This is a genomic window from Streptomyces sp. ME02-8801-2C (assembly GCF_033793965.1).
Lineage (GTDB): Bacteria > Actinomycetota > Actinomycetes > Streptomycetales > Streptomycetaceae > Streptomyces.
Window position 1 is genome coordinate 194,437 of sequence record NZ_JARAXP010000007.1, and the last position, 23,629, is coordinate 218,065.

Sequence of the window (23,629 nt, forward strand, 5' to 3'; positions counted from 1 at the left end):
TTGCCTGTGGACAACGGTTTCCCCGGCCGGCGAGACCTACGCCCCACCGCCGGCGCCCCACCCACGCGCTAGGGTCGGTCGTACAAGGGACGTTACTGATCGGTAAGGGGAATCGGCCATGCAGCTCGGGATCAACCTCGGCTACTGGGGTGCCGGAATGGACGGCGACAATCTGGCCGTCGCGCAGGAGGCCGACCGGCTCGGATACGCCGTCTGCTGGGCCGCCGAGGCCTACGGCTCGGACGCGGCCACCGTGCTCACCTGGGTCGCCGCCCAGACCGAGCGGATCGACGTCGGCTCGGCCATCTTCCAGATTCCGGCCCGGCAGCCCGCGATGACCGCGATGACGGCCGCCACTCTCGACTCGCTCTCCGGCGGCCGCTTCCGCCTGGGTCTCGGCGTCTCCGGGCCGCAGGTCTCCGAGGGCTGGTACGGCGTCAAGTTCGACAAGCCGCTCTCCCGCACCCGCGAGTACGTGGAGATCGTCCGCAAGGCGATGAGCCGTGAGCGGCTGTCCCACGACGGTGAGCACTGGACGCTGCCGCTGCCCGGCGGCCCCGGCAAGCCCATCAAGCTGACCGTGCACCCCGAGCGCGAGCACATCCCGCTGTACATCGCCGCCATCGGCCCCAAGAACCTCGAACAGACGGGCGAGATCGCCGACGGGGCACTGCTCATCTTCCCGTCCGCCGCGCACATCGAGGACACCGCCATCCAGTACCTGCGGGCGGGGCGCGAGAAGGCCGGCAAGACCCTGGACGGGTTCGACATCTGTCCCACGCTGCCGCTCGCCCTCGGCGACGACAAGGACGTATCCAAGCTCGCCGACACCTTCCGGCCGTACACCGCCCTGTATGTGGGCGGCATGGGCAGCCGTAAGCAGAACTTCTACAACCAGCTCGCCCAGCGCATGGGGTACGAGAAGGAAGCCGCCGAGATCCAGGACAAGTACCTGTCCGGCGACAAGCAGGGCGCCGCGGCGGCCGTTCCACACGACCTGATCGACCAGACGACGCTGCTCGGCTCGGTGGACCGGATCGCCGACCGGATGCGGGCCTACGCGGCGGTTGGGGTCACCACGCTCACCCTCGCCCCGGCCGGCTTCACGCTCGACGAGCGGATCGCCGCGCTGCGGGCGGGCACCGACGCCCTGGAGAGTGCCGGACTCGCGTAGGCGGCAGCGAGAAAGTTCCGCGGCCGTGGTGGGGGCTCGGGGGTCTTCCCCGCCACGGCCGTCACGGAGCACAACGCGCCACGGGCCCGGGCGGTTACGCACCCACGCACCCTCCGAGCCCTCGCACTCACGTCCCAAGGCGCCCCCGTCGCTGCTCCCTTCGGCGGAGTCGCCCGGCTCACGTGTTGCGGCACCTCCGGCCCCGCATTTGACTCGTTGTCCGACGTGTTCTTCGCGGAGCCCGGCAGATCTGCGAGAGGTGCCCCGATGCTTTCGGCCAGGAGTCTGTTCCAGGAGATCCTCGACAACGACGACTCCTTCCGTCTCTTCTGCTCCATCGCGGCGAGCGGGGAGTCCCAGGGCGGCTGGGAGAACGCGCGGATCGCCGCGCTCGTGCCGGCGGGCGAACGCGCACTCGCCCCCAGGATCACCCGGCACGGTGCGGACGAGGACAAGCACGGGCGGATCTTCCGGGCCCTCATGAAGAAGCGCGGCCTGCAGCCCGTCGACGTCCCGGCCGAGACCGACTACACGATGCTCCTGGAACGCCGGGGCATCGGTCTCGCGCACGAGAAACTCAAGGGCGACGAACCCCTGACCGTCCCCGACCTCGTCACCTACCTGGCCCACAGCCGCGTCACCGAACAGCGCGCCTCGGAGGAGATGGACCTGCTGCGCAGGTACTTCGGCGACCACCCCGACCTCGGCCGCGCGGTACGGATGATCTCCCACGACGAGGACAACCACCTCGCCTACTGCCACGAGGAACTCCTGCGCTTCGCCGCCGCGGGCCACGGCCGCGCCATCCAGCGGACGCTGCGCGAGTGCGCGCTCGCCGAGATCCGCGTCTACCGGGACGTCAGCCTCGCGGTCATGTCCCACATGGGGCGCGTCCTCGGCTGGCCGCGCCCCAAGGCGGCCGTCCTCGCCGCGGGCATCCGCGCGCGGTACGCCTACGAGCGGGCCGTCGGCTGGCGCCGCATGGTCTCCCTGAGGATGCCCGAGCGGCGCGACGCCCTGGGCGGCCCGGCGACCACGTCACCCGAGTACGCCTGAGTACGTTTGAGGGCACCCCCGCGCTACAGCCAGCCCCGGCGCTTGAACATCCGGTACAGCAGGACCTCCACCGCGACCATCGCCACGAGCAGCACCGGGTACGACCACACCCAGCGCAGTTCCGGCATGTGCTCGAAGTTCATGCCGTAGATCCCGGCGACCATGGTGGGGAACGCGGCCATCGCGGCGAACGCGGAGATCTTGCGCATGTCGTCGTTCTGCCGGACGCTCATCTGCGCGAGGTGGGCCGACAACACGTCGGAGACCAGACGGTCCAGGCCCTCCACGGACTCGTTCACGCGCGTGAGGTGGTCGCTGACGTCCCGGAAGAAGGGCTCCGCCTTCTCGTGGACGAACGGCACGCGCGTGCCGAACAGGCCCGTGCCCGCGAGCCTGCCGAGCGGTGCCGCCAGCGGGCCCGTGGCGCGGCGGAACTCCAGGATCTGCCGCTTGAAGGTGTAGATGCGGGACGCCGTGTGTCGCGAGCCGCCGGCGGACGGCGAGAACACCTCCGTCTCCAGCTCCTCCAGGTCGGTGCCCAGCTCGCCCGCCACCTCCACGTAGTGGTCGACGACGGCGTCGGCGATCGCGTAGAGCACCGCCGTGGGGCCGTGCCGCAGCATCTCGGGCTCCGCCTCCAGCCGGTGCCGTACGGCGGCGAGAGGAGCCTCCTGGCCGTGCCGCACGGTCACCACGAAGGAGTCGCCGATGAAGACCATGACCTCGCCGGAGGAGACGATGTCGGCCTTCGGCTCGTACCCGACCGGCTTGAGCACCATGAACAGCGAGTCGTCGTACACCTCCAGCTTCGGCCGCTGATGCGCGTTGAGGGCGTCCTCGACGGCCAGGGGGTGCAGCCCGAACTCCTCCGTGACGTGCTCGAACTCGTTCTCCGTGGGCTCGTGCAGGCCGATCCACACGAACGCGTCCCCGACCCGGTCCGCACGGCATTCGTCGAGGGCGTCGGAGAAGTCCGCGGGGCCGTCCGAGCGGCGCCCGTCGCGGTAGATGGCACAGTCGACGATCACGGTGCGCATTCTCCCGCCACCCGGCCGAAAACGCAGCAGGGCCTGTCACCGGCGGCCGTACGCCTACCCTGGGCCGCATGCCCACGCTGATCCTCGTCCGGCACGGACGTTCCACCGCCAACACCTCTGGCGTGCTCGCCGGCCGTACGCCCGGCGTCGCCCTCGACGAGCGGGGCGCCGCGCAGGCCGCCGCGCTGCCGGGGCGGCTCGCCGAGCTGCCGATCTCCGAGATCGTCACCAGCCCCCTCCAGCGCTGCCAGGAGACGATCCGGCCACTTCTCGAAGCCCGGCCGGAACTGCGCGCGCACACCGAGGAGCGGATCTCGGAGTGCGACTACGGGGACTGGTCCGGACGCAAGCTCGCCGAACTGATGGACGAGCCCCTCATGCAGGTCGTCCAGGCCCACCCGTCCGCCGCGGCCTTCCCCGGCGGTGAGTCCATGCGGACCATGCAGACGCGCGCGGCCGAAGCCGTACGCGAGTGGAACGCGCGCGTGGAGGCCGATCACGGCGCCGACGCCGTCTACCTCATGTGCTCGCACGGCGACATCATCAAGTCCCTTGTCGCGGACGCGCTCGGGCTTCATCTCGACCTCTTTCAAAGGGTGTCCGTCGAACCGTGTTCCATCACGGCGATCCGTTACACCCGTCTCAGGCCGTTTCTCGTGCGCCTCGGGGACACCGGCGACTTCGCCTCCCTTGCGCCGCGCGAGGAACCGCCGAGCGAGGACGCCGCGGTCGGAGGCGGTGCGGGCGCACCGTGATCGTCGTCAGCAGTAGGGTGAAGCGGTCGCGGTAGCGCCGCGGATGCCCAAAACCATTCGATTCAATGGAGACAGGACGTGTCCCGTCAGGTGTTCCTCTACGATCCCCCGGACCGCTTCGTGGCCGGCACGGTCGGACTGCCCGGGCGCCGTACGTTCTTCCTCCAGGCCACGGCCGGCCCCCGGGTGACCAGCGTGGCCCTGGAGAAGACCCAGGTCGCCGCGCTCGCCGAACGCATGGACGAACTGCTCGACGAAGTCGTACGCCGTAGCGGGGGCAACGCCTCCGTCCCGGCCGTGGCCCCCAGCGAGGTGTCCGACACCCGCCCCCTCGACAGCCCCGTCGAGGAGGAGTTCCGGGTCGGCACCATGGCCCTCGCCTGGGACGGCGACGAGCAGCGCATGATCGTCGAGGCCCAGGCCCTGGTGGAGCTCGACGCCGACTCCGAGGAGGACCTCGCCGAGGCCGAGGAGCGGCTCCTCCAGGACGAGGAGAACGGCCCCCCGATGCTGCGCGTCCGGCTCACCGGCGCACAGGCCCGCGCCTTCGCCAAGCGCGCCCTCGACGTCGTCAACGCCGGCCGGCCGCCCTGCCCGCTGTGCAGCCTCCCGCTCGACCCGGAAGGACACGTATGTCCGCGCCAGAACGGATACCGCCGCGGAGCGTGACGACCCCCCGCACGCCCGCCGAACTGCTCGCCAAGGGCGAACTGACGGTACGCGGGCGCATTCAGGAGGCGTCGAACGCCGCGCTGTACTGCACGGTCTCCTACGAGGGGCAGGAGGCCGCCTGCATCTACAAGCCCGTCGCCGGTGAGCGGCCCCTGTGGGACTTCCCCGACGGCACCCTCGCCGAACGCGAGGTGGCGGCGTACGAGGTCTCCGAGGCGACCGGCTGGGGGCTCGTACCGCCCACCGTGCTGCGCGAGGGGCCGTACGGCGAGGGAATGTGCCAGCTGTGGATCGACGTGGCGGCGGACGGCGGCGCCGGGCTGCTCGCCCTGGTCGAGAGCGAGGAGCCCGCGCCCGGGTGGAAGGCCATTGCCTTCGCCGAGGTGGGCGAGGGGAAGACGGCACTGCTCGTGCACGCCGACGACGAGCGACTGCGGCGGCTCGCCGTGCTCGACGCCGTCATCAACAACGCGGACCGCAAGGGCGGGCATCTGCTGCCCGGTGACGAGGGACGGCTGTACGGCATCGACCACGGCGTCACCTTCAACGCCGAGAACAAGTTGCGGACACTTCTGTGGGGGTGGGCGGGAGAGCCGCTGACACCGGAGGCGGTCGAGATGCTGACCGGCCTGCGGAGCGCGCTGGCGGAGGGCGCGGCGCTGGCCGAGCGGCTGGCGGAGCTGGTCACCGGCGACGAGATCGAGGCCACGCGCGTGCGTGTGGACGAGCTGCTGTCGTCCGGAAGGCATCCGGAGCCCAGCGGGGAGTGGCCGTCCATCCCGTGGCCGCCTGTGTGAGGCGCGTGGGGCTGTGGCGCCGGACGGTGCGACAAGCCCCGCCGGATCGGTGGCTAGGACACTGAGACGAATCTCGCAAGACCGCCTTCCCGGCCATCTGGACCCCGTCCGGCTCGTATACGGAACATCCGTCCGGTTACGCTCATGACATGCATGCCTGGCCCGCTTCCGAGGTCCCCGCCCTGACTGGTCAGGGCCGCGACCTGAGGATCCACGACACCGCGACCGGTGCTCTGGTCACCCTCGACCCCGGTCCCGTCGCCCGTATCTACGTCTGCGGCATCACTCCGTACGACGCGACCCACATGGGTCACGCGGCGACCTACAACGCGTTCGACCTCGTCCAACGCGTGTGGCTCGACACCAAGCGGCAGGTTCACTACGTCCAGAACGTCACCGACGTCGACGACCCGCTGCTCGAGCGGGCCGTGCGCGACGGAGTCGACTGGGCGGGACTCGCCGAGCAGGAGACCGCGCTCTTCCGGGAGGACATGACCGCCCTGCGGATGCTGCCCCCGAAGCACTACATCGGCGCCGTCGAGGCGATACCCGGCATCGTCCCGCTCGTCGAGCGGCTGCGGGACGCGGGCGCCGCCTACGAGCTCGAGGGGGACGTCTACTTCTCCGTCGAGGCCGACCCCGACTTCGGCAAGGTGTCCAACCTGGACTCCGCCGCGATGCGGCTGCTGTCCGCCGAACGCGGGGGAGACCCCGACCGGCCCGGCAAGAAGAACCCCCTCGACCCGATGCTCTGGATGGCGGCCCGGGAGGGCGAGCCGAGCTGGGACGGCGGTTCGCTGGGCCGCGGTCGCCCCGGCTGGCACATCGAGTGTGTCGCCATCGCCCTCGACCATCTCGGTATGGGCTTCGACGTGCAGGGCGGCGGCTCCGACCTCGTCTTCCCGCACCACGAGATGGGCGCCTCGCACGCCCAGGTGCTGACCGGCGAGTTCCCCATGGCCAAGGCGTACGTCCACGCCGGCATGGTCGCGCTCGACGGCGAGAAGATGTCCAAGTCCAAGGGCAACCTCGTCTTCGTGTCCGCGCTGCGCCGCGACGGGGTCGACCCGGCCGCCATCCGGCTCGCTCTGCTGGCCCACCACTACCGCTCCGACTGGGAGTGGACCGACCAGGTTCTCGAGGACGCCGTGGCGCGGCTCGGGCGCTGGCGGGCGGCGGTGTCCCGGCCAGACGGTCCGTCCGGCGACGCGCTCGTCGAGGAGCTGCGCGAGGCTCTCGCCCACGACCTGGACGCCCCGGCCGCACTGGCCGCCGTGGACCGCTGGGCGGCCCTCCAGACGGAGCACGGCGGTACGGACGAGGGCGCCCCGGGCGTCGTCTCCCGCGCCGTGGACGCCCTGCTGGGCGTGGCACTGTAAGGAGCGCGCGTACAGACGTGTGCGGAGGGGCGTTGGGCGGGTTCAGCCGCCCAACGCCCCTTGCGTTGCCGGGGGTCATTGCTGTCGAGGTGCTGTCGACTCTCCCGGGTCTGGTGTGGCAGCAGTCGTCATGTGATGTGGTGGCAGGGTCAGTTGACCCGTAGGACCGGCCAACTGCCGGTCCCTTCCCGGAAGGAAGCCCCGTGGCACCCACACACGGTTCCTTCGCACGCCACGTCAGCCGCCGCGGACTCCTCGCGGCGGGCGCCGCCACCGTCTCCGCGGCCCTGGTCGCCTCACCGGCCGCCGCTTCCCCGAAGACCCTGCCGACCCTGATATCCCTGCCCGACGGCTTCCGTCCGGAGGGCATCGCCACCGGCGCCGGCCCCTACGCCTACCTGGGTTCGCTCGGCGACGGCTCGATCTACCGGGCCGACCTGCGCACCGGCGCCGGCGAGATCATCTCCACCGGCCCCGGCACCCCGTCCGTCGGGCTCAAACTGGACGGCCGAGGGCGCCTGTTCGTCGCCGCCCGCAGCGAGGGCGCCCGCGTCGTGGACACCCGTACCGGCGCGGTCCTCGCCTCCTACGCCCTCACCACCGCGACGCCCACCTTCGCCAACGACGTCTTCCTGACGCCGCGCGCGGCGATCTTCACCGACTCCTTCCAGCCCACCCTGTACGCCCTCCCGCTCGGCCGGGGCGGCGCGCTGCCGGGCGCCGGCGACGTCGTACGGATCCCCCTGAGCGGCGACTGGAGCCAGGTGCCCGGCGAGGTCGTCAACGCCAACGGCATCACGGGTACGCCCGACGGGAAGGCGCTCCTCGTCGTCCAGTCCGGGGTCGGCGGACTGCACCGGGTGGACCCGCGCACCGGCGTCACCAAGCTCGTCGCCCTGGGCGACGCGGCCCCGCTCACCAACGGCGACGGACTGCTGCTCGTCGGGCGCACGCTGTACGTCGTGCAGAACCGGCAGAACGCGGTCGACGTGTTCACACTGTCGGGGGACGGGAGCCGCGGGGTCTTCCAACGCCGTATCACCGACCCGGACTTCGACGTGCCGACCACCGTCGCCGCGTACCGCAACCGGCTGTATCTGCCCAACGCCCGGTTCACGACGACGCCGACGCCGCAGACGACGTACGCCGTGGTCTCCGTGGAGCGCTGACAGGCGCCGGGAGGCACAGAGGGGGAAGGGCCGGTGCGCACCACTCGCACCGGCCCTTCCCTACCTGGCGCCTACTCCTCCGGAGGGTCCTCGTCGTCCGTGCTCGGCAGCTGGGGCGGCTTCGGCGGCTGCGGTTTCGGGCGGCCGGCCGGGTTGTCCCTGAGGTACGACGCGCTGTCCGTGCCGTCCGCCGTGGCGTGGCCGCCCGGGGCCGCGCCGGGGCCCGCAGGGCCGGTGCCGTCACGGCGACGCAGATAGCGTTCGAACTCGCGGGCGATGGCCTCACCCGTCGCCTCGGGCAGCTCGGCGGTGTCCCGGGCCTCCTCCAGCGTCTGCACGTACTCCGCGACCTCGCTGTCCTCGGCGGCCAGCTGGTCCACGCCCACCTGCCAGGCGCGCGCGTCCTCGGGCAGCTCGCCCAGCGGGATGCGGATGTCGATCAGGTCCTCCAGCCGGTTCAGGAGGGCCAGCGTCGCCTTCGGGTTGGGCGGCTGCGACACATAGTGCGGGACCGCCGCCCACAGCGACACCGCCGGGACGCCCGCGTGCGTGCACGCCTCCTGGAGGATGCCGACGATGCCCGTGGGGCCCTCGTACTTGGTCTCCTCCAGATCCATCCGCTGGGCCAGATCCGCGTCGGACGTGACCCCGCTGACCGGAACCGGACGCGTGTGCGGGGTGTCGCCGAGCAGGGCGCCCAGGATGACCACCAGCTCCACACCCAGCTCGTGCGCGAAGCCCAGCAGCTCGTTGCAGAAGGAACGCCAGCGCATCGACGGCTCGATGCCCCGGACCAGCACGAGGTCACGGGGCTTGTCGCCGCCGACCCTGACCACGGACAGCCTGGTCGTCGGCCAGGTGATCTTGCGTACGCCGTTGTCCAGCCACACGGTGGGGCGGTTGACCTGGAAGTCGTAGTAGTCCTCGGCGTCCAGCGCCGCGAACACCTCGCCCTTCCACTCCCGGTCCAGATGTGCGACCGCGCTGGAAGCTGCGTCGCCGGCGTCGTTCCAACCCTCGAACGCGGCCACCATGACTGGGTCGATCAGCTCGGGAACCCCCTCCAGCTCGATCACCCAGCGCCTCCTTCCGACGTGCCCTCGCTTGACCACCCAACCTTACGGCGTGCGGCGAGAGCGCCCGCAGCCCCCTTGCACGGGGGAGTGAACGGATCACTGCCCCGATAGACACCCCGGAACACCACCCGTGAGTGATCACCCCGCACCACCCCGGCCCCTAGAGGGTCGACCGCAGCCACTGCTCCACGCTGGCGATGTGCACCGTCGCCCACGAGCGCGCCGCCTCGGCGTCCCGGTCGCGCAGGGCGCCCAGGATCGCCCGGTGCTCGTGCAGGGTGCGGCTGACCGCGTCCTCCTGGGTCAGGCCGCGCCAGATCCTCGCCCGGGTGGTCGGGCCGGACAGACCGTCGAGAAGGGAACAGAGCACCGAGTTGCCGGAACTCTGCACGATGCCCCGGTGGAACTCCAGGTCGGCGGCGACCAGTTCCTCCACCGACGGCTGTCCGCCCAGCCGCTCCAGCTGCGCGGACAGCGCGTCCAGCTGCTGCTCGCTGACACGTGCGGCCGCCATCGCGGTGGCGGCCGGCTCCAGGATGCGGCGTACGGCCAGGAACTCCAGGACGGTGTCGTCGCGGTGGAAGTCGACGACGAAACTCAGCGCCTCGAGCAGGAGCTGGGGATCCAGGCTGGTGACGTAGGTGCCGTCGCCCTGCCGTACGTCGAGGATCCGGATGAGCGACAGGGCGCGCACCGCCTCGCGCAGGGAGTTGCGGGACAGTCCGAGTTCGGCGGCCAGCTCGCTCTCCTTGGGCAGCCGGTCGCCGGGGCGAAGAGACCCGGAGACGATCATCCCCTTGATTTTTTCGATCGCCTCATCGGTGACTGCCATGGCGGGGCCTCCCTGTCGTTCAGACATCCGATGTCTCGGCCATTATGAGGGTTCAGTGGGCTGAACGGGACACAAAATACGATGTCAGCCCGTACGAGAGTCCCCCAAGGGTGGCCGGAACGGTACCCGCGTGCTGTTGGTTCGTCAGCACGTTCGAGTGGCGGCCCGACAGCACGTGCGGATGTCGGGCCGGCCTCCTCGTGGGAACCAGGTGCGCGGAGTCAGAGCAGTGCTTCCAGGTCGGCGAGCGCCGCGGCCTCGTCGAGGGTGGTCAGGGTCCGGTCGCGCATCAGTACCCTGCCGTCCACGACGGTGTCCCGGACGTCCGCCGAGTGCGCCGCGTACGCGAGCGTCGACCAGGGGTCGTGCAGGGGCCGCAGATGCGGGCCGCCCAGGTCGAGCACGATCAGGTCGGCCCGCTTGCCCGGCTCCAGGGAGCCCAGCCGATCGCCCAGGCCCAGTGCCTTCGCGCCCTCGACGGTCGCCATGCGTACGGCCTGTTCGGCGCCGACCGCCGTGGGGTCGCCGCCCGCCTTGTGCACGAGGGCCGCCTGCCGTACCGCCCCCAGCACGTCCAGCGTGTTGGAGCTGACGGCGCCGTCCGTGCCGAGCCCGACGGTCACACCGGCGCTGAGCAGCCGAGGCACGGGCGCGATGCCGCAGCCGAGCTTCAGGTTCGAGACGGGACAGTGGGCGACGGACGTGCCGGTGCGGGCCAGCGCCGCGATCTCCGGGCCGGTGAGGTCCACGGCGTGGGCCAGCAGCAGGTCGGGGCCGAGCAGACCGAGCGAGTCGAGCAGTTCGACCGGGCGCTTGCCGTACCGCACCTCGACGGTGGCGACCTCGGTCGCGTTCTCGGCGGCGTGGATGTGCAGCAGGGCGCCGAACTCCCTTGCCAGGGCGGCGATCTCGACGAGCTGCTCGGGGGAGAGGGTGTAGGTGGAGTGGGCGAAGAGGATCGGACGGTGGCCGGGGCGGGGGGTGCCCCGGGCGGCCAGGTCCTGGCGGGCCCACGCCAGCCGGTCCTCGTAGGCGATGCCGTCGGGCGGTTCCGGCACGTCCATGAAGGTGGGGCCGCTGTGCAGCCGCCAGCCCGCCTCGCGCGCCGCCTGTTCGGCCGCCTCGTGGAACCAGTACATGTCGAGCGCGGAGGTCACCCCGGCCCGTACGCTCTCGGCGACCGCGACCCGGACCGCCGCCGCCACATTGCGCGGCGACAGCAGCTGGGCCTCCCACTTCAGCACGCGCTCCAGGAAGCCCTGGAGGGTGACGTCGTCGGCCCGGCCGCGCAGGAACGTCATCGCGAGATGGGTGTGGGTGTTGACCAGGCCGGGAAGGACGAGGCAGTTCGCCGCGTCAAGGGACTCCCCGGCTGTGAACCGGGTTGTCAGCTCCTCGGCCGGACCCACGGCGACGATCTCACCGTCCCGGACGGCAACCGCGCCGTCGTGAACGACGGTTCCGGCCTCGTCCACGGTGAGCACGTCACCGCCGTGCACCAGCAGATCGATCGGCTCGCTCATACGCCGTACTCCCCGGACTCGGTCTCGGCCTCGAACTCCGCCAGCAGACGCAGCGCCTCCAGCGACACCACCGCGCCGCGTTCGACGCCCTCCGCCACGACCTCCCGGTGCGGGTTGTAGCCGCCGGTCGCGGTCTCGTCGACGAGCTCGTCGGCGTTCGCGCCGTCGATGACGACCACTCCGCCCGCGACCAGTCCGCGCAGCGAGGCCGTCACCAGCAGTGCGCTCAACTCCATCTCGATGGCGGCGAGTCCGGCGCCGTCGTAGGAGAAGAGGGGGAGCAGACCGGGCTGGAACGCGGCCCGCGTCCACACGATGCCCCGGTGGTGCGGGGCGCCCGCCTCACGCGCCGCCCGCTGGAGCGCGAGCACCGCCTCGGGGGACGACACCGCCGGATACTCCGGGGGCAGCAACTGGTGGGTGACACCGTCGTCCCGGACGGCCGCCTCCGCGATCACGAGGTCGCCGTCGCCGATCCCCGGCTTCATCGCACCCGCAGTACCGAACCGCAGGAAGGTCCGCACACCGGCGTCCGCCAGCTCCTGGAACAGCAGGATCGCCCCCGGCGCGCCCACCCCGTGCGAGGCGACCAGCACCGGAACGCCCTTCCAACTCCCGCTGAACACACGGTATTCGCGGTGGTACGACACCTCCCGCGCGTCCTCCAGCCTGGCGCCGACGAGAGCGGCGCGCTGGGGGTCGCCGACGACCAGCGCGCGCGGCGGCAGCCCCGTGCGGGGTATTCGGGTGACGGGCGACAGGTCCTGCGTCATGAAGCGGCTCCAGCGGAAGTGGACGTGGAAGGAGAAGCGGGAGGAGACGGGGGAGGGGCGGCGGGAGAGGAGGGTGACGGGGACGGGGTGCGGCGACGGCGGCGGGCCGTCGTCAGGAAGAGGGCGCCGAGCGTGACGACGTACGGCGCGGCGTCGGTCGCCTGCTGCGGCAGACCGAGGCCCTGCAGACGGAACCCGGCCGCCTCCGCGAGCCCGAACAACAGCGCCGCCAGCAGCACGCCGAGCGGCAGCGCCCGGCCCAGCATCACCGCGACCACGGCGATCCAGCCGCGCCCCGCCGTCATGTTCTCGGAGAACAACGTGACGTTCCCGAGGGCGAGTTGAGCCCCAGCGAGCCCGCACAGCACACCGGAGACGAGCACCGCCCCGTACTGGTACCTGACCGGGCTCACGCCGAGCGTGGCCGCCGCGTCCGGCGCCTCGCCGACCCCGCGCAGCCTGAGCCCCCACACATGCCGGGACAGCATCAGCGCGGCCACACCGACCGCCGCCCACGCCAGATACGCGAGCGGCGAGAAGCCACCGACCAACGGCAGCCCGGCCAGTGACGGATCGTCAAAAGTGCCCTGCACGCCGAAGACGGTACGGAGGAGGAAGCTGGTCAGGCCAACTGCCAGGAGATTCAGGGCGATTCCCAGCACAACCGCGTCCCCGCGCAGGGTCACCGCACCCACGGCCAGGATCAGCGAGTACGCGGCGGAGGCGAGCGCCGCCGCCAGCACACCGAGCCAGGGACTGCCGGTGAACCAGCTGGTGGCCACCGCCGTGAAGCAGCCCATCAGCATCATGCCCTCGAGGCCGATGTTGAAGACGCCCGCCCGTTCGCAGATCGCCCCGCCGAGCGCCGCCAGCAGGATGGGCGTCAGCGCGCGCAGCGCCGACATGAGGAGATCGGAGTCGAAGAACATCACACCGCCTCCTGGCGACGGTTGAACCACCCTTGGGGGAAGCGCAGTCGCGCCGCCAGGAACACGATCACGATCGCCTGGAGCACCTGGGTCAGCTCGCGCGGCACCTCGGTCGTCCGCTCCATCGACAGCCCGCCGACCTGGAGCACGGCGAAGAAGAAGGACGCGAGGACCGTGCCGACGGGCACGGCGGCGGCCAGCAGGGCCGCCGTCAAACCCGTCCAGGTGTATCCGGAAGCGGTGAGCGAGCCGTCGAGGAAGCGGTACGGAAAGCTCAACACGCCTATGGCGCCCACGAGTCCGGCCAGCGCGCCCGACACCGCCATCAGCCGCAGCGTCAGGCCCTTGCGCTCGACGCCCGCATAGGCGGAGAAGCGGGGGTTGAGGCCGGTCATCCGCATCTCGTAGCCGAACGCGGTACGCCGGTCGGTGAACCAGTACGCGGCGGCGGCCACGACGACCAGCAGCAGCCCGACCGTCACGGTCGACGAGCCGAACGTGGGCAGCGCGACCCCGTCCGGCAGCTGCCGGGTCTGGGGGAGGCTGGAGCCGGGCTCCTTGAGCGGGTAGCGGGCCAGGTAGGAGGCGAAGGACGCCGCCGGATAGCTGAGCAGCAGGCTGCTGACCAGCAGCGGCACGCCGAACCGGTTCTCGCACAGGGCGGCCAGGGCCGCGTACCCGGCGCCGGCCGCCATGCCCGCGAGCAGCGCGAGGACGACGGTGAGCGGCGCGGGCAGGGGCGAGTACAGCCCCGTCACGGCCGCCGCCATCCCGCCGAGCACCAACTGGCCGTCCCCACCCAGGTTGATGAGGCCGGCGCGCAACGGCACGGCCAGCGCGAGGGCCAGGCCCAGCACGCTCGTCAGGGTGGTCAGCGTCGACCCGATGCCGTCGGCGCCGAGCGAACCGCTGAGCACCGCGCCGTACGCGGCGAGGGGATCGGCGCCGGTCCCGACGAGGAACAGGGCGCCGATGACCACTCCGGCGAGCACCGAGAAGGCGACGTGGGAGCGGAGGGCTCTCGTGATGTGGTTCATGTCAGTCCCCGACCTCCACCGGGGCCACCGGGGCCGAGCTGCCCGCACCGCCGCCCGCCATGGCGAGCCCGAGCGTCCGCTCGTCCGCCTCGGCCTTCGCGTACGACGCCGTCACGCGGCCCTCGTACATGACCAGGACCCGGTCCGCGAGCCCCCGGATCTCGCTCAGCTCGGCCGAGACGAGCAGGACGGCGTGGCCGGCGTCGCGGTAGGCGATCAGCTGGTCGTGGATGTTCTGGACGGCGCCGATGTCGACCCCGCGCGTGGGCTGCTCCACGAGCAACAGCGGGGCCTCGTGGGCGAGTTCACGCCCGATGAGCAGCTTCTGCACGTTGCCGCCGGACAGCGCGGACGCGGGCACCTCCGGGGACGCCGCCTTGATGCCGAAGCGCTCGATCAGGCGTCCCGCGTGGCCGCGTACGGTGGCGGGCGGAAGCAGCCCGCGTGCGGACAGCGACGTACGGTGGTGGCCCATCGCGAGGTTGTCGGCGACCGACGCGGCGGGTGCCGTACCGACGGCGTGCCGGTCCTCGGGGACGTAGGCGAGGCCCTTGGCGCGGCGCTCGGTGGCCGAGGCGTGCGTGATGTCGTCGCCGAGCAGCGCGACGCGGCCGGCGGTCACCGGACGCAGTCCGGCCAGCGCCTCCACCAGCTCGCTCTGTCCGTTGCCCGCGACGCCCGCGATCCCGACGATCTCCCCGGCCCGTACGGTGAGTCGCACGTCCCGTACGCCGTCCGTCGCGAGGTCGGTGACGTCCAGGACCGCGTCGCCGGGGGTGCCGGGGGCGTGGACGCGGTCGAGTTCCACCGCGCGGCCGGTCATCGCGGCGGCGATCTCGTCGGCGGACGTCTCGGCGGTGACCAGCCGGGCGACGACCCGGCCGTCCCGCAACACCGTGACGTGGTCGCTGCCTTCGAGGACCTCACGCAGTTTGTGCGTGACCAGGATGACCGAACGACCCTGTGCGGCAAGGGACTTGAGGACCGCGAAGAGGGCGTCCGCCTCGGCGGGCGTCAGGACGGCGGTCGGCTCGTCGAGGATGAGCGTCCGGGCACCGCGGTGCAGCAGCTTCAGGATCTCGACGCGCTGGCGCAGCCCCACGGGCAGGTCGCCGACCCGGGCGTCCGGATCGACCGCGAGCCCGTGTTCCTCGGCCAGCTCACGCACCCGGCGGCGGGCCGCTCCCCGGTCCACCAGGCCAAAACGGCGCGGCTCGGCGGCGTACACCACGTTCTCCGCGACCGTCAGCGAGTCGAACAGCTTGAAGCTCTGATGGACCATGCCGAGACCTGCGGCCATCGCGTCGCCGGGATCGGCGAAGACGACCTCACGCCCGTCCACCCGGACCGAACCGGCGTCCGGGCGTTCCATCCCGTACAGGACGGACATGAGCGTCGACTTGCCGGCGCCGTTCTCGCCCATCAGGGCGTGGATCTCGCCGTGCCGGACGGTCAGGTCGACGGCGTCGTTGGCGAGCGTGCCGGGGAACCGCTTGGTGATTCCCCGGAGCTCGACCGCGGCCGCCGCTGTCTCAGCCCGCGGCGGCGGGGTCATCGACCGTCAGCTTTCCGGACACGATCTCGTCGCGCAGCGCCTCGACCTTCTTCAGGACGTCGGGGTGCTTGGCGATCACGCACTGGGACGAGTCGACGTCCTTCTCCAGCCCCGTGAGGCTGATGCCGCCCTCCTTCAGGCCGTACGAGGTGGTCGTGCCCGTCTGACCGGCGAGGACCTGCTCGACGCCCTTCTCCACAGCGATGTCCGTGCGCTTGATCACATTGTCGACGACCGTGCCGGGCGCCGAGGGGCACTGGTTGACGTCGACGCCGTACGCGAACGCGCCCTTCGCCTTGGCCGCCTCGAACACGCCGTAGTTGCCCGCCGCCGCAGCGGCCATCAGCTGGTCGTAGCCCTTGGACAGCAGGTCGTTCGCCTGCTCCTTGGCGCGCGCCGAGTCGTCGAACGGCGACTGGCCGCCGACGAAGCGCGTACCGGTCTCCGTCTTCGCCGCGACATGCTGGGCACCGGCCGCGAACGGGTCGCTGAAGCGGCGGAACACGGGCGTGTCCAGCACGTCGACCGCGCCGACCTTGCCGCTCCTGCTCAGCAGCCCGGCCTCGGCGCCCGCGAGGAAGACGCCCTCGTGCTCACGGAAGACCCCGCAGCTGACGTTGGCGAACGCCTTCGTCGTGCACGCGTCGATCATCAGGAACTGCTGCTCGGGGTGTGCCTCGGCCTGCTGCGCGACCAGATCCGCGAACTCGAAGCCGACCAGCACGACGACATCGGGCTTCGCGTCGATGGCGGCCTGCACGTTCTGCTGCTGGGAGGCGGTGTCGGTGGACTCGAACACCTTCTCGGACCCGTTGTGCGCCTTCGCGGCGGCCTTGACGCCGGTCACCGCCAGCTTGAGAAACTCGTTCTGCCCGACGGCGTCCGGCGTGACGAGGGTGAACGACGCGGCGCCCGCACTGCTGTCGGAGGACGCGTCGTCCTTCGAGGCGGCGTTGCAGGCGGTGGCACCGGCGACGAGCAGCGCGGTCATGGCGGCGAGCGGGATCGTACGACGGGATCTGCGAGGCATCGGGGACCTTCCAAAGGCACGTACGGCACAGCCCGCGCTCTGCGCTGAGCACGGGGAGGAGCGGGGAGGGGGAGAAGAGGAGACGGGGACGCCGAGGGGGACGGGTCAGCGTCGACAGCCGTCGCTCGCACACCGGCCGTGGTCGAGGAAGCGGCGCATGGTGAGCGGCACGTGTCCTCCTTCACAGCGGATCCAAGGTGCGGATGTTGGACTGTAACACCGCGATTCAGCCACCGGACAAGCTGTCTCGAACTGTGGTTCTCCGAGGTCATGTACGGTGTCGCGCACCGCCGGAACTTCAGGAGCGTCCCGTTATGCCCCAGGAACTGCGCGCCGTCGGCTGGACCGGAAACAGCCTCGCGCTCATCGACCAGACCTTGCTGCCGCACCGCAACGAGACCAGGGACGTCCGCGATGTGGACACCCTGGTGGACGCGATCCAGCGGCTCGTCGTGCGCGGCGCGCCCGCGATCGGCGCGGCGGGCGCCTACGGGGTCGCGCTCGCGCTGCTCCAGGGCGAGCGCGAAGGCTGGACCGAGGAGCGGATACGGGCGGCCGTGGCGCGCATCCGCGAGGCCCGGCCGACCGCTGTCAACCTCATGGTGTGCGTGGACCGGGTCATGACCCGCTTCGAGGAGGGACTGGAGGCGGTCCTCGAAGAGGCCGCCGCCGTCCAGCGCGAGGACGTCGAGGGCAACAGGGCGATGGGCGCGCACGGCGCCGACTGGCTGCTCGAGCGCCTCGCCGCGAGCGCCGGCGACCGCCCCCTGCGCATCCTGACCCACTGCAACACCGGCGCCCTCGCAACGGCCGGATGGGGCACGGCACTTGGCGTCATCCGTGAACTGCACGCACGCGGCCGGCTCGAGGTCGTGTACGCCGACGAGACGCGTCCGCTGCTCCAGGGCTCGCGCCTGACCGCCTGGGAGCTGGTCCAGGAAGGCATCCCGCACTACGTCCAGGCCGACGGAGCTGCCGCAGGAACGATCCTGCGCGGCGAGGTCGACGCGGCGATCGTCGGCGCCGACCGCATCGCCGCCAACGGCGACACCGCCAACAAGGTCGGCACGGTCGGGGTCGCGCTGGCCTGCGCGGACGCCGGAATCCCGTTCCTGGTGGCGGCGCCCACGACCACGGTCGACCTCGCGACGGCCACCGGCGACGACATCCACATCGAACTCCGGGGCGAGAACGAGGTGTTGGAGTGGTCGGGCGTACGCACGGCGCCCGCCGAGTCGCGCGGTCACAACCCGGCGTTCGACGTCACGCCGGGCAGGCTGGTGACCGGGCTGGTGACGGAGCGGGGTGTGCTGGAGGTCTCCGCCGGTGAACTCCCCGGCGACCGCTTGAAGTAGCGAGTTCCCCGCGCCCCTGTCGGGGGCGCTGGGCGGTGTCGCATTGCGGCTCCGCCGCGATGGGGGTCCCCCCACTCGAGCGAAGCCGAAAGTGGGGGAGCGACCGGCCCCCCATCGGCCCGCGGTTCGACTACCGTCCGTCCCGCGGAGCGCTGAGCTCCAACTCCAGCAGCCACTCCACGACTTCGGTGTGGTGCCGGGCCTGACGGGGGTTGTCCCCCCACACGTACAGCCCGTGCCCCGCGACCACCACGGCCGGCATCAGGGGCTCGCGTGCCGCCTCCAGACGGTCGCCGAGCACCTTCATGTCCTGGCTGTTGTCGATGACCGGCAGGGTCACCTCGACGTCGTGGGCGGGCCGGCCGACGCCCTTGAGCATCTCGATGTCCTTGAACACGATCCCGCCGGGCTCGCGCCGGCCCATCGCCACGGACGCCACGGTGTGCACATGCACCACCGCACCGGCCCCGGTCAGCGCGGCGACCCGGGCGTGCAGCTCGGCCTCGGCGGACGGCTTGCCGCCGTTCACCGCAGCGCCCCGCGCGTCCACCAACACCACGTCGGAGGGCGTGAGTTCACCCTTGTCGTGGCCGCTCGCGGTGACCGCGAGCAGCAGCGGATCGCGGGACAGCACCACGGACAGGTTCCCGGAGGTGCCCCGCATCCAGCCGAAGGAGGCGAACCGGGCGGACTCGGCGGCGAGTACCGCCCCCGCCTCCTCGAGGTCGAGCGTGCTGATGTCGGCGGTCACGTGGTGCTCCCTGAACTGGTGGAACTGTTGGAACTGTTGGAACTGGTGATGCTGATCTCGTCGAACGTCCCCGCCTGCGCGTGGTCCCCGACACCCTGCTCGTAGTACGGCTCCCCGGGCCGCCGGATCCCGACGGTCCGCCATCCGGCGGCGCGTGCCGCGTCCAGCTCGCCCGGCCGGTCGGAGAGGAAGAGGAGACGGGCCGGGTCGGCGGTGGCGGTGGCCCGCGCGATACGGCGGTACGACTCCGGCTCCTGCTTGGGTCCCGCGTTCTCGGTGTCGTACAGACCCGAGACGAGCGGCAGCAGGTCGCCCTCCGGGGTGGACGCGAACCACGCGCGCTGCGCGGCGACCGACCCGGAGGAGTAGACGTACAGCCGGAGCCCCGCCGCGTGCCAGGCGCGCAGCGCGGGCAGGACGTCGTCGTAGAAGTGCGAGACGAGGTCGCCGCGCGCGAAGCCCTCGGACCAGATGATGCCCTGGAGGGTCTTGAGGGGCGTCGCCTTGCGGTCCTCGTCGAGCCAGGCGTTGAGGGTCTTCTCGACGAGTACGGCGTCGGCACCGGGCTCGTCGATCAGCTCGCGCACCTGTGCGACCGCCCGCGCCACCTCCGGATCACCGCTCCGCTCCGAGAGCAGTGCTCCGAAACGAGAGCGCGAGTACGGATACAGCACGTCGACGACGAACCCCGTGGCGCTCGTGGTGCCCTCGATGTCGAGCACCACGGCGTCCACGGCGTCCACGTCGAACACCGCGCCCGGCAGGGTCACGCGGCGGCCCTGTCCTGCTGGAACCCGGCGTCGATCGTGTCGTAGTCCGGGAAGCGGGAGGCGATGGTCGAGCCGGTGAAGTTGCCGATCCAGCCGTCCTCCTCGTGGAAGAAGCGGATCGCGGTGAAGGCGGGGCTGGTGCCCATGTCGAACCAGTGCGTGGTGCCGCGCGGCACGCCCAGCAGGTCGCCCTTCTCGCAGTACACGGCGTGTACCTCGCCGCCCGTGTGCAGATAGAAGATGCCGGAGCCGGAGACGAAGAAGCGGACCTCGTCATCGTCGTCGTGCGTGTGCTCCTGGAGGAACTTCGCGCGGGCCGCCTTCGCCTTCGCGGGGTACTCCGGGTCGTCGCTGGGGTGCAGACCGAGGACGTCGACCGTGGTGAAACCCTCCTCGGCGTTCAGCCTGTCGATCTCCGGGCCGTACGCGGCGAACACGGTGTCGCTGTCGGCGTCCGCAGGGACGTCCTCACGGATCGGCCACTGCTCGTAGCGCACCCCGATCGGGGCCAGCGCGGCGGCGATCTCGGCCGGGTCGGAGGTACGGCGCACGACGGTCTCCGGGCCGGACTCGGGCCAGGTCGTCAGCAGGGTCATGGGAGCAACTCCAGTTGGCTGCGAGAGGGGTGGGGGAATACGGGCGAAACGAATGCGAGGGGGCAGGGACAGGAGAAGGCGACGGGCCGGTCGTCAGTCGCGACAGCAGCGACACGGCGCGTCGGTACAGCGTCGTGCCGCTGTCGCGCAGGGTGTCGTCATCATCGGAAGCCTCACTGTCCCGGGTCGGATGCCGGTTCCGTGATGGTAACTCCCGTCGGCGGGTCGGCAGAGTGTGACGAATCCGGCGTTCCATATGCTGAGATCCAGTGTCCAAGTCTTTGACGAATGGCTGGAAACGTTCTCATGATCTGTTCATGAAGACGCTGCTGCTCGTGCGGCGGCTGTACGTGGACTTGCTCCGGTCGACCACAGCCCGCTGTCGCTGACCTGACCCGGAGTACCCGAGACGCCCCCGGCCGTGGCGTGTTTCCCGCCCCACGCCGCCACCCCACACCGCCACCTCGCGCTCGGGACCGGACACTCCCGCGCCGGTGCCTTTCGGCCACCGCGCCCCTTCACCTCACCCGTTTCCCCCTCCCCCCGCCTCCCTTCTTCCCGTACTGCCCTGCACCAGGAGTTCCGCATGTCCCGCACCCGTCTGCCCCTCGCCGCGCTCTCGCTGGCCTCCGTCTCGGCGCTCTTCCTCGCGGGCTGCTCACAGTCGACGAACGCCTCCAAGGACACCGGCGACACCGGCGCCTCGGCGTCGGCGGCCACCGGCACCAAGCCCGCGCCCTTCGACAAGGGCACGGTCAAGGTCGCGCTGGTCCGCCAGAGCGGCGCCGGCGACTACTTCGAGCAGTGGGGCAACGGCGCCAAGGCGCAGGCCAAGGCCCTCGGCATCGACCTGACGGTGTACGACGCCCAGGCCGACAACGCCAAGCAGGCCACCGACCTGTCCTCGGCGATCAACTCCGGCGCGCAGGCGATCATCGTGGACCATGGTTTCCCGTCGACGATCCAGCCCGAGATCGACAAGGCCGTGAAGAAGGGCATCAAGGTCGTCGTCTACGACGTGGAGACCGCGACGAAGGGCGTCGTCAGCACCGAGCAGGACGACGCGAGCATGGCCCAGGCCGTCCTCGACGTCATGGCGAAGGACCTCGGCAAGAACGCCAAGGTCGGCTACGTCAACGTCGCCGGCTACGCGGCCCTCGACAAGCGCGACAGCGTCTGGAAGTCGACCGTCGACGCCAACGGCTGGAAGCAGGCATTCAAGGTCGGCAAGGTCACCGACTCCACCGCCACGGACAACGTGCCGCTGGTCTCCGCCGCGCTCACCCAGCACTCCGACGTGACGGGCGTCTTCGCCCCCTACGACGAGCTGGCCAAGGGCACCGTCCTCGCCGTGCAGAACAAGAAGCTGCAGGACAAGGTGAAGGTGTTCGGCGCGGACGTCTCCAACGCCGACATCCAGAACATGACCGCCGCGGGCAGCCCGTGGGTCGCCACGGCCGGCACCGACCCCTCCGCCGTCGGCGCCGCGGTCGTCCGTACCGCAGCCCTGGAACTGGCCGGACAGCTGAACAAGACCTCCGTCGAGTTCCCGGCCGTCGCCATCACCCAGGAGTTCCTGAAGAGCAAGAACATCCAGAACATGGACCAGCTGCGCGCCGCGCTGCCCGCGCTGAACCTCTCCCAGGTGAGCACGGCCGACTGGATCGCCAATGTCGCCCACTGAGTCGCCCACCGAGGCGTCACCCGCGGTCGTCCTGCGGGAAGTGAGCATGGCCTTCGGGGGCAGGACGGTCCTCGAGTCCGTGTCGCTGGACATCGCACCGGGCAGCGTGGTCGCGCTGCTCGGTGCGAACGGGGCCGGCAAGTCCACGCTCATCAAGATCCTGTCCGGCGTCCACACGGACCACGGCGGCGAAGTGACGGTGAACGGGGCCCGCGCCGCCCTCCAATCGCCGCTCGCCGCCCGCCAGTTGGGCATCCAGACGGTCCATCAGCGGATCAGTGAGGGCATCGTGCCCGGCCTCACGGTCGCCGAGAACCTGGTCTTCGAGGAGCTGGCCCAGGCACGCGGCAACCCGTTCCTGAACGGACGCCGCGTGCTGGCCCGTGCCCGCGAGATCCAGTCGGCCCTGGATCTCGGCTGGAGCGACGCCCTGCTCAGACGGGACGTCACCGAACTCGGCATCTCCGACCGCCAGTTGCTGATCCTGGCCCGCGCACTGGCCACCCGCCCCAGGCTCCTGATCCTCGACGAACCGACGTCCGCGCTCTCCGCCGCCGAGGCCGAGCGCCTGTTCGCCCTCGTCCAGCGGATGCGCGACGACGGCATCGCGGTCCTGTACGTCTCCCACCGCCTCGGCGAGATCGACGCACTCGCGGACCGACTGGTCGTCCTGCGAGACGGCCGTCTCACCGAGGACCAGGCCAAGCCCTTCGACTGGGACAGCGCCCTGCGCGCCATGCTCGCCCAGGCCCAGGAGGCGACCACCGCCCGCCCCCGCGCCGAATCCGCGCCCGGCGAGACCCTCCTGTCCCTGCGCGGCGTACGCCTCCTGGACGGCCGTACACCCCAGGACCTGGACCTGCGGGCCGGTGAAGTCACCGGCGTCGTCGGCCTGTTGGGCGCCGGCAAGACGGAACTGGCCCGAGGCCTCTTCGGCGCCGAACCCTTCGCCACCGGAGCCGTGGAGCTGGACGGCAAGCCGTACACGCCCCGCCGCCCCGCCGACGCGATCCGGGCCGGCGTCCACCTCGTCCCCGAGGACCGCCACGCGGACGCCCTCGTCCCCGGCTGGTCGCTCGCCCAGAACATCTCCCTGCCGTTCCTCAAGTCCCTCTCGATGCTCGGCCTGGTCAACCGCTCCAGGGAGGACACCCTCGGCCGGGACACCATCGAGGCGCTCGGTGTTGTCGCCCGCGACGAGCACAGCACCGTCGAGGAACTGTCCGGCGGCAACCAGCAGAAGGTCGTCGTCGGCCGCTGGCTCGCCGAACGCCCCCGCATCCTCATCCTGGACGAGCCGTTCCGAGGCGTGGACATCGGCGCCCGACGCGACATCGGCCGCCGCGCCCGCGCGCTGGCGGCGGAGGGCGCTGCGGTCCTGGTCCTGTCGGCCGACGTCGACGAGGTCCTGGAGGTCGCCGACCGGGTCGTGGTCCTCGCGGGCGGCGAGATCCACCTCGACGCGTACGGCGAGGACGCGGAACGCGACCGCGTCATCCAGACCATCTCGGCGTCGGTCTGATGAGGGGCACTCCCCGGGATGGGCGGAGTGGCGTTGTCCGGCGGTCCGGCTCTGTCAGGCGGCTGCGAAGTCGCGCCTCTTCAGGGGCGCGGGGAACTGCGCGACCAGCCCCCACCGGCCCGCAGGCAAAGAACCGCCACCCCCCGCCTGCCCCCCA

22 protein-coding genes are annotated in these 23,629 nt (G+C 71.3%); 10 read left to right on the forward strand and 12 right to left on the reverse strand.

What is annotated here, in order from left to right; genetic code table 11:
• The first annotated feature begins 118 nt into the window (after positions 1-118).
• Both PV396_RS23800 and PV396_RS23805 read left to right on the forward strand, forming a co-directional pair.
• On the forward strand, positions 119-1,174 hold the full coding sequence (locus PV396_RS23800; protein WP_319207705.1) for an LLM class F420-dependent oxidoreductase: 1,056 nt from the start codon (positions 119-121) through the stop codon (positions 1,172-1,174).
• 267 nt (positions 1,175-1,441) lie between these two features.
• On the forward strand, positions 1,442-2,230 hold the full coding sequence (locus tag PV396_RS23805) for a ferritin-like domain-containing protein (protein WP_319207708.1): 789 nt from the start codon (positions 1,442-1,444) through the stop codon (positions 2,228-2,230).
• Between the two features lie 23 nt (positions 2,231-2,253).
• Here PV396_RS23805 and corA read toward each other — a convergent pair whose 3' ends face one another.
• A complete protein-coding gene (gene corA / locus PV396_RS23810; protein ID WP_319208416.1) occupies positions 2,254-3,258 on the reverse strand; it encodes a magnesium/cobalt transporter CorA in 1,005 nt (334 codons plus the stop codon).
• Between the two features lie 77 nt (positions 3,259-3,335).
• On the opposite strand from corA, the gene PV396_RS23815 reads away from it, so the two are divergent.
• The 5 genes from PV396_RS23815 (at position 3,336) to PV396_RS23835 (ending at position 8,039) form a co-directional block, all read left to right on the forward strand.
• Entirely contained in the window at positions 3,336-4,022 is a 687-nt protein-coding gene (locus tag PV396_RS23815; protein WP_319207710.1) for a histidine phosphatase family protein, read from the forward strand.
• Between the two features lie 78 nt (positions 4,023-4,100).
• Positions 4,101-4,691, forward strand: a complete 591-nt coding sequence (locus PV396_RS23820; RefSeq protein WP_319207711.1) for a DUF3090 domain-containing protein — start codon at positions 4,101-4,103, stop codon at positions 4,689-4,691.
• Positions 4,655-5,491, forward strand: coding sequence for an SCO1664 family protein (locus PV396_RS23825; RefSeq protein ID WP_319207714.1), 837 nt, complete (start codon positions 4,655-4,657; stop codon positions 5,489-5,491). The genes PV396_RS23820 and PV396_RS23825 overlap by 37 nt, the downstream gene beginning before the upstream one ends.
• A 149-nt stretch (positions 5,492-5,640) precedes the next feature.
• Positions 5,641-6,870 (forward strand): cysteine--1-D-myo-inosityl 2-amino-2-deoxy-alpha-D-glucopyranoside ligase, encoded by a 1,230-nt coding sequence (mshC, locus tag PV396_RS23830; protein ID WP_319207715.1) that lies wholly within the window; start codon positions 5,641-5,643, stop codon positions 6,868-6,870.
• A gap of 203 nt (positions 6,871-7,073) precedes the next feature.
• Positions 7,074-8,039: a superoxide dismutase gene (locus PV396_RS23835; RefSeq protein WP_319207716.1), complete on the forward strand. Its 966-nt coding sequence runs from the start codon at positions 7,074-7,076 to the stop codon at positions 8,037-8,039.
• 71 nt (positions 8,040-8,110) lie between these two features.
• Here the strand turns inward: PV396_RS23835 and PV396_RS23840 are convergent, their stop codons facing one another.
• The 8 genes from PV396_RS23840 to PV396_RS23875 all read right to left on the reverse strand — a co-directional run bounded on the left by PV396_RS23840 (position 8,111) and on the right by PV396_RS23875 (position 16,794).
• On the reverse strand, positions 8,111-9,115 hold the full coding sequence (locus PV396_RS23840) for a PAC2 family protein (protein WP_319207717.1): 1,005 nt from the start codon (positions 9,113-9,115) through the stop codon (positions 8,111-8,113).
• 160 nt (positions 9,116-9,275) lie between these two features.
• Positions 9,276-9,947: a FadR/GntR family transcriptional regulator gene (locus PV396_RS23845; protein ID WP_319207718.1), complete on the reverse strand. Its 672-nt coding sequence runs from the start codon at positions 9,945-9,947 to the stop codon at positions 9,276-9,278.
• A gap of 221 nt (positions 9,948-10,168) precedes the next feature.
• Entirely contained in the window at positions 10,169-11,470 is a 1,302-nt protein-coding gene (locus tag PV396_RS23850) for an amidohydrolase (protein WP_319207720.1), read from the reverse strand.
• Positions 11,467-12,243: a nucleoside phosphorylase gene (locus PV396_RS23855; protein WP_319207722.1), complete on the reverse strand. Its 777-nt coding sequence runs from the start codon at positions 12,241-12,243 to the stop codon at positions 11,467-11,469. Before PV396_RS23855 ends, PV396_RS23850 begins: the two co-directional genes overlap by 4 nt.
• A complete protein-coding gene (locus PV396_RS23860; RefSeq protein WP_319207724.1) occupies positions 12,240-13,172 on the reverse strand; it encodes an ABC transporter permease in 933 nt (310 codons plus the stop codon). Before PV396_RS23860 ends, PV396_RS23855 begins: the two co-directional genes overlap by 4 nt.
• Positions 13,172-14,209, reverse strand: coding sequence for an ABC transporter permease (locus PV396_RS23865; RefSeq protein ID WP_319207726.1), 1,038 nt, complete (start codon positions 14,207-14,209; stop codon positions 13,172-13,174). Before PV396_RS23865 ends, PV396_RS23860 begins: the two co-directional genes overlap by 1 nt.
• A 1-nt stretch (position 14,210) precedes the next feature.
• Complete coding sequence (locus PV396_RS23870) at positions 14,211-15,764, reverse strand: ABC transporter ATP-binding protein (protein ID WP_319207729.1); 1,554 nt, start codon at positions 15,762-15,764, stop codon at positions 14,211-14,213.
• Entirely contained in the window at positions 15,742-16,794 is a 1,053-nt protein-coding gene (locus PV396_RS23875) for a BMP family ABC transporter substrate-binding protein (protein ID WP_319207731.1), read from the reverse strand. Before PV396_RS23875 ends, PV396_RS23870 begins: the two co-directional genes overlap by 23 nt.
• A gap of 314 nt (positions 16,795-17,108) precedes the next feature.
• Here PV396_RS23875 and mtnA point away from each other — a divergent pair, with 314 nt between their 5' ends.
• Positions 17,109-18,149, forward strand: a complete 1,041-nt coding sequence (gene mtnA, locus PV396_RS23880) for an S-methyl-5-thioribose-1-phosphate isomerase (RefSeq protein ID WP_319207733.1) — start codon at positions 17,109-17,111, stop codon at positions 18,147-18,149.
• Between the two features lie 130 nt (positions 18,150-18,279).
• On the opposite strand, the gene mtnB is transcribed toward mtnA, so the two are convergent.
• From mtnB to PV396_RS23895, 3 genes are read right to left on the reverse strand one after another with little or no spacing between them, the layout of a single operon-like run.
• Positions 18,280-18,900, reverse strand: coding sequence for a methylthioribulose 1-phosphate dehydratase (mtnB, locus tag PV396_RS23885; protein WP_319207735.1), 621 nt, complete (start codon positions 18,898-18,900; stop codon positions 18,280-18,282).
• Positions 18,897-19,670 (reverse strand): acireductone synthase, encoded by a 774-nt coding sequence (gene mtnC / locus PV396_RS23890; RefSeq protein ID WP_319207736.1) that lies wholly within the window; start codon positions 19,668-19,670, stop codon positions 18,897-18,899. The genes mtnB and mtnC overlap by 4 nt, the downstream gene beginning before the upstream one ends.
• Positions 19,667-20,266: a cupin gene (locus PV396_RS23895; RefSeq protein ID WP_319207739.1), complete on the reverse strand. Its 600-nt coding sequence runs from the start codon at positions 20,264-20,266 to the stop codon at positions 19,667-19,669. The genes mtnC and PV396_RS23895 overlap by 4 nt, the downstream gene beginning before the upstream one ends.
• 586 nt (positions 20,267-20,852) lie before the next feature.
• Here PV396_RS23895 and PV396_RS23900 point away from each other — a divergent pair.
• Both PV396_RS23900 and PV396_RS23905 read left to right on the forward strand, forming a co-directional pair.
• A complete protein-coding gene (locus PV396_RS23900; RefSeq protein WP_319207741.1) occupies positions 20,853-21,950 on the forward strand; it encodes a substrate-binding domain-containing protein in 1,098 nt (365 codons plus the stop codon).
• Complete coding sequence (locus tag PV396_RS23905) at positions 21,937-23,472, forward strand: sugar ABC transporter ATP-binding protein (protein ID WP_319207743.1); 1,536 nt, start codon at positions 21,937-21,939, stop codon at positions 23,470-23,472. The genes PV396_RS23900 and PV396_RS23905 overlap by 14 nt, the downstream gene beginning before the upstream one ends.
• The last annotated feature ends 157 nt before the right edge of the window (positions 23,473-23,629 follow it).

What these genes read in the sequence shown, in the direction of transcription:
- PV396_RS23800 (WP_319207705.1), top strand. Translation starts at nt 119, where the DNA reads ATGCAGCTCGGGATCAACCTCGGCTACTGGGGTGCCGGAATGGACGGC.
- PV396_RS23805 (WP_319207708.1), top strand. Translation starts at nt 1,442, where the DNA reads ATGCTTTCGGCCAGGAGTCTGTTCCAGGAGATCCTCGACAACGACGAC.
- PV396_RS23815 (WP_319207710.1), top strand. Translation starts at nt 3,336, where the DNA reads ATGCCCACGCTGATCCTCGTCCGGCACGGACGTTCCACCGCCAACACC.
- PV396_RS23825 (WP_319207714.1), top strand. Translation starts at nt 4,655, where the DNA reads ATGTCCGCGCCAGAACGGATACCGCCGCGGAGCGTGACGACCCCCCGC.
- mshC (WP_319207715.1), top strand. Translation starts at nt 5,641, where the DNA reads ATGCATGCCTGGCCCGCTTCCGAGGTCCCCGCCCTGACTGGTCAGGGC.
- PV396_RS23845 (WP_319207718.1), bottom strand. Translation starts at nt 9,947, where the DNA reads ATGGCAGTCACCGATGAGGCGATCGAAAAAATCAAGGGGATGATCGTC.
- PV396_RS23850 (WP_319207720.1), bottom strand. Translation starts at nt 11,470, where the DNA reads ATGAGCGAGCCGATCGATCTGCTGGTGCACGGCGGTGACGTGCTCACC.
- PV396_RS23855 (WP_319207722.1), bottom strand. Translation starts at nt 12,243, where the DNA reads ATGACGCAGGACCTGTCGCCCGTCACCCGAATACCCCGCACGGGGCTG.
- PV396_RS23860 (WP_319207724.1), bottom strand. Translation starts at nt 13,172, where the DNA reads ATGTTCTTCGACTCCGATCTCCTCATGTCGGCGCTGCGCGCGCTGACG.
- PV396_RS23865 (WP_319207726.1), bottom strand. Translation starts at nt 14,209, where the DNA reads ATGAACCACATCACGAGAGCCCTCCGCTCCCACGTCGCCTTCTCGGTG.
- PV396_RS23870 (WP_319207729.1), bottom strand. Translation starts at nt 15,764, where the DNA reads ATGACCCCGCCGCCGCGGGCTGAGACAGCGGCGGCCGCGGTCGAGCTC.
- PV396_RS23875 (WP_319207731.1), bottom strand. Translation starts at nt 16,794, where the DNA reads ATGCCTCGCAGATCCCGTCGTACGATCCCGCTCGCCGCCATGACCGCG.
- mtnA (WP_319207733.1), top strand. Translation starts at nt 17,109, where the DNA reads ATGCCCCAGGAACTGCGCGCCGTCGGCTGGACCGGAAACAGCCTCGCG.
- PV396_RS23895 (WP_319207739.1), bottom strand. Translation starts at nt 20,266, where the DNA reads ATGACCCTGCTGACGACCTGGCCCGAGTCCGGCCCGGAGACCGTCGTG.
- PV396_RS23900 (WP_319207741.1), top strand. Translation starts at nt 20,853, where the DNA reads ATGTCCCGCACCCGTCTGCCCCTCGCCGCGCTCTCGCTGGCCTCCGTC.
- PV396_RS23905 (WP_319207743.1), top strand. Translation starts at nt 21,937, where the DNA reads ATGTCGCCCACTGAGTCGCCCACCGAGGCGTCACCCGCGGTCGTCCTG.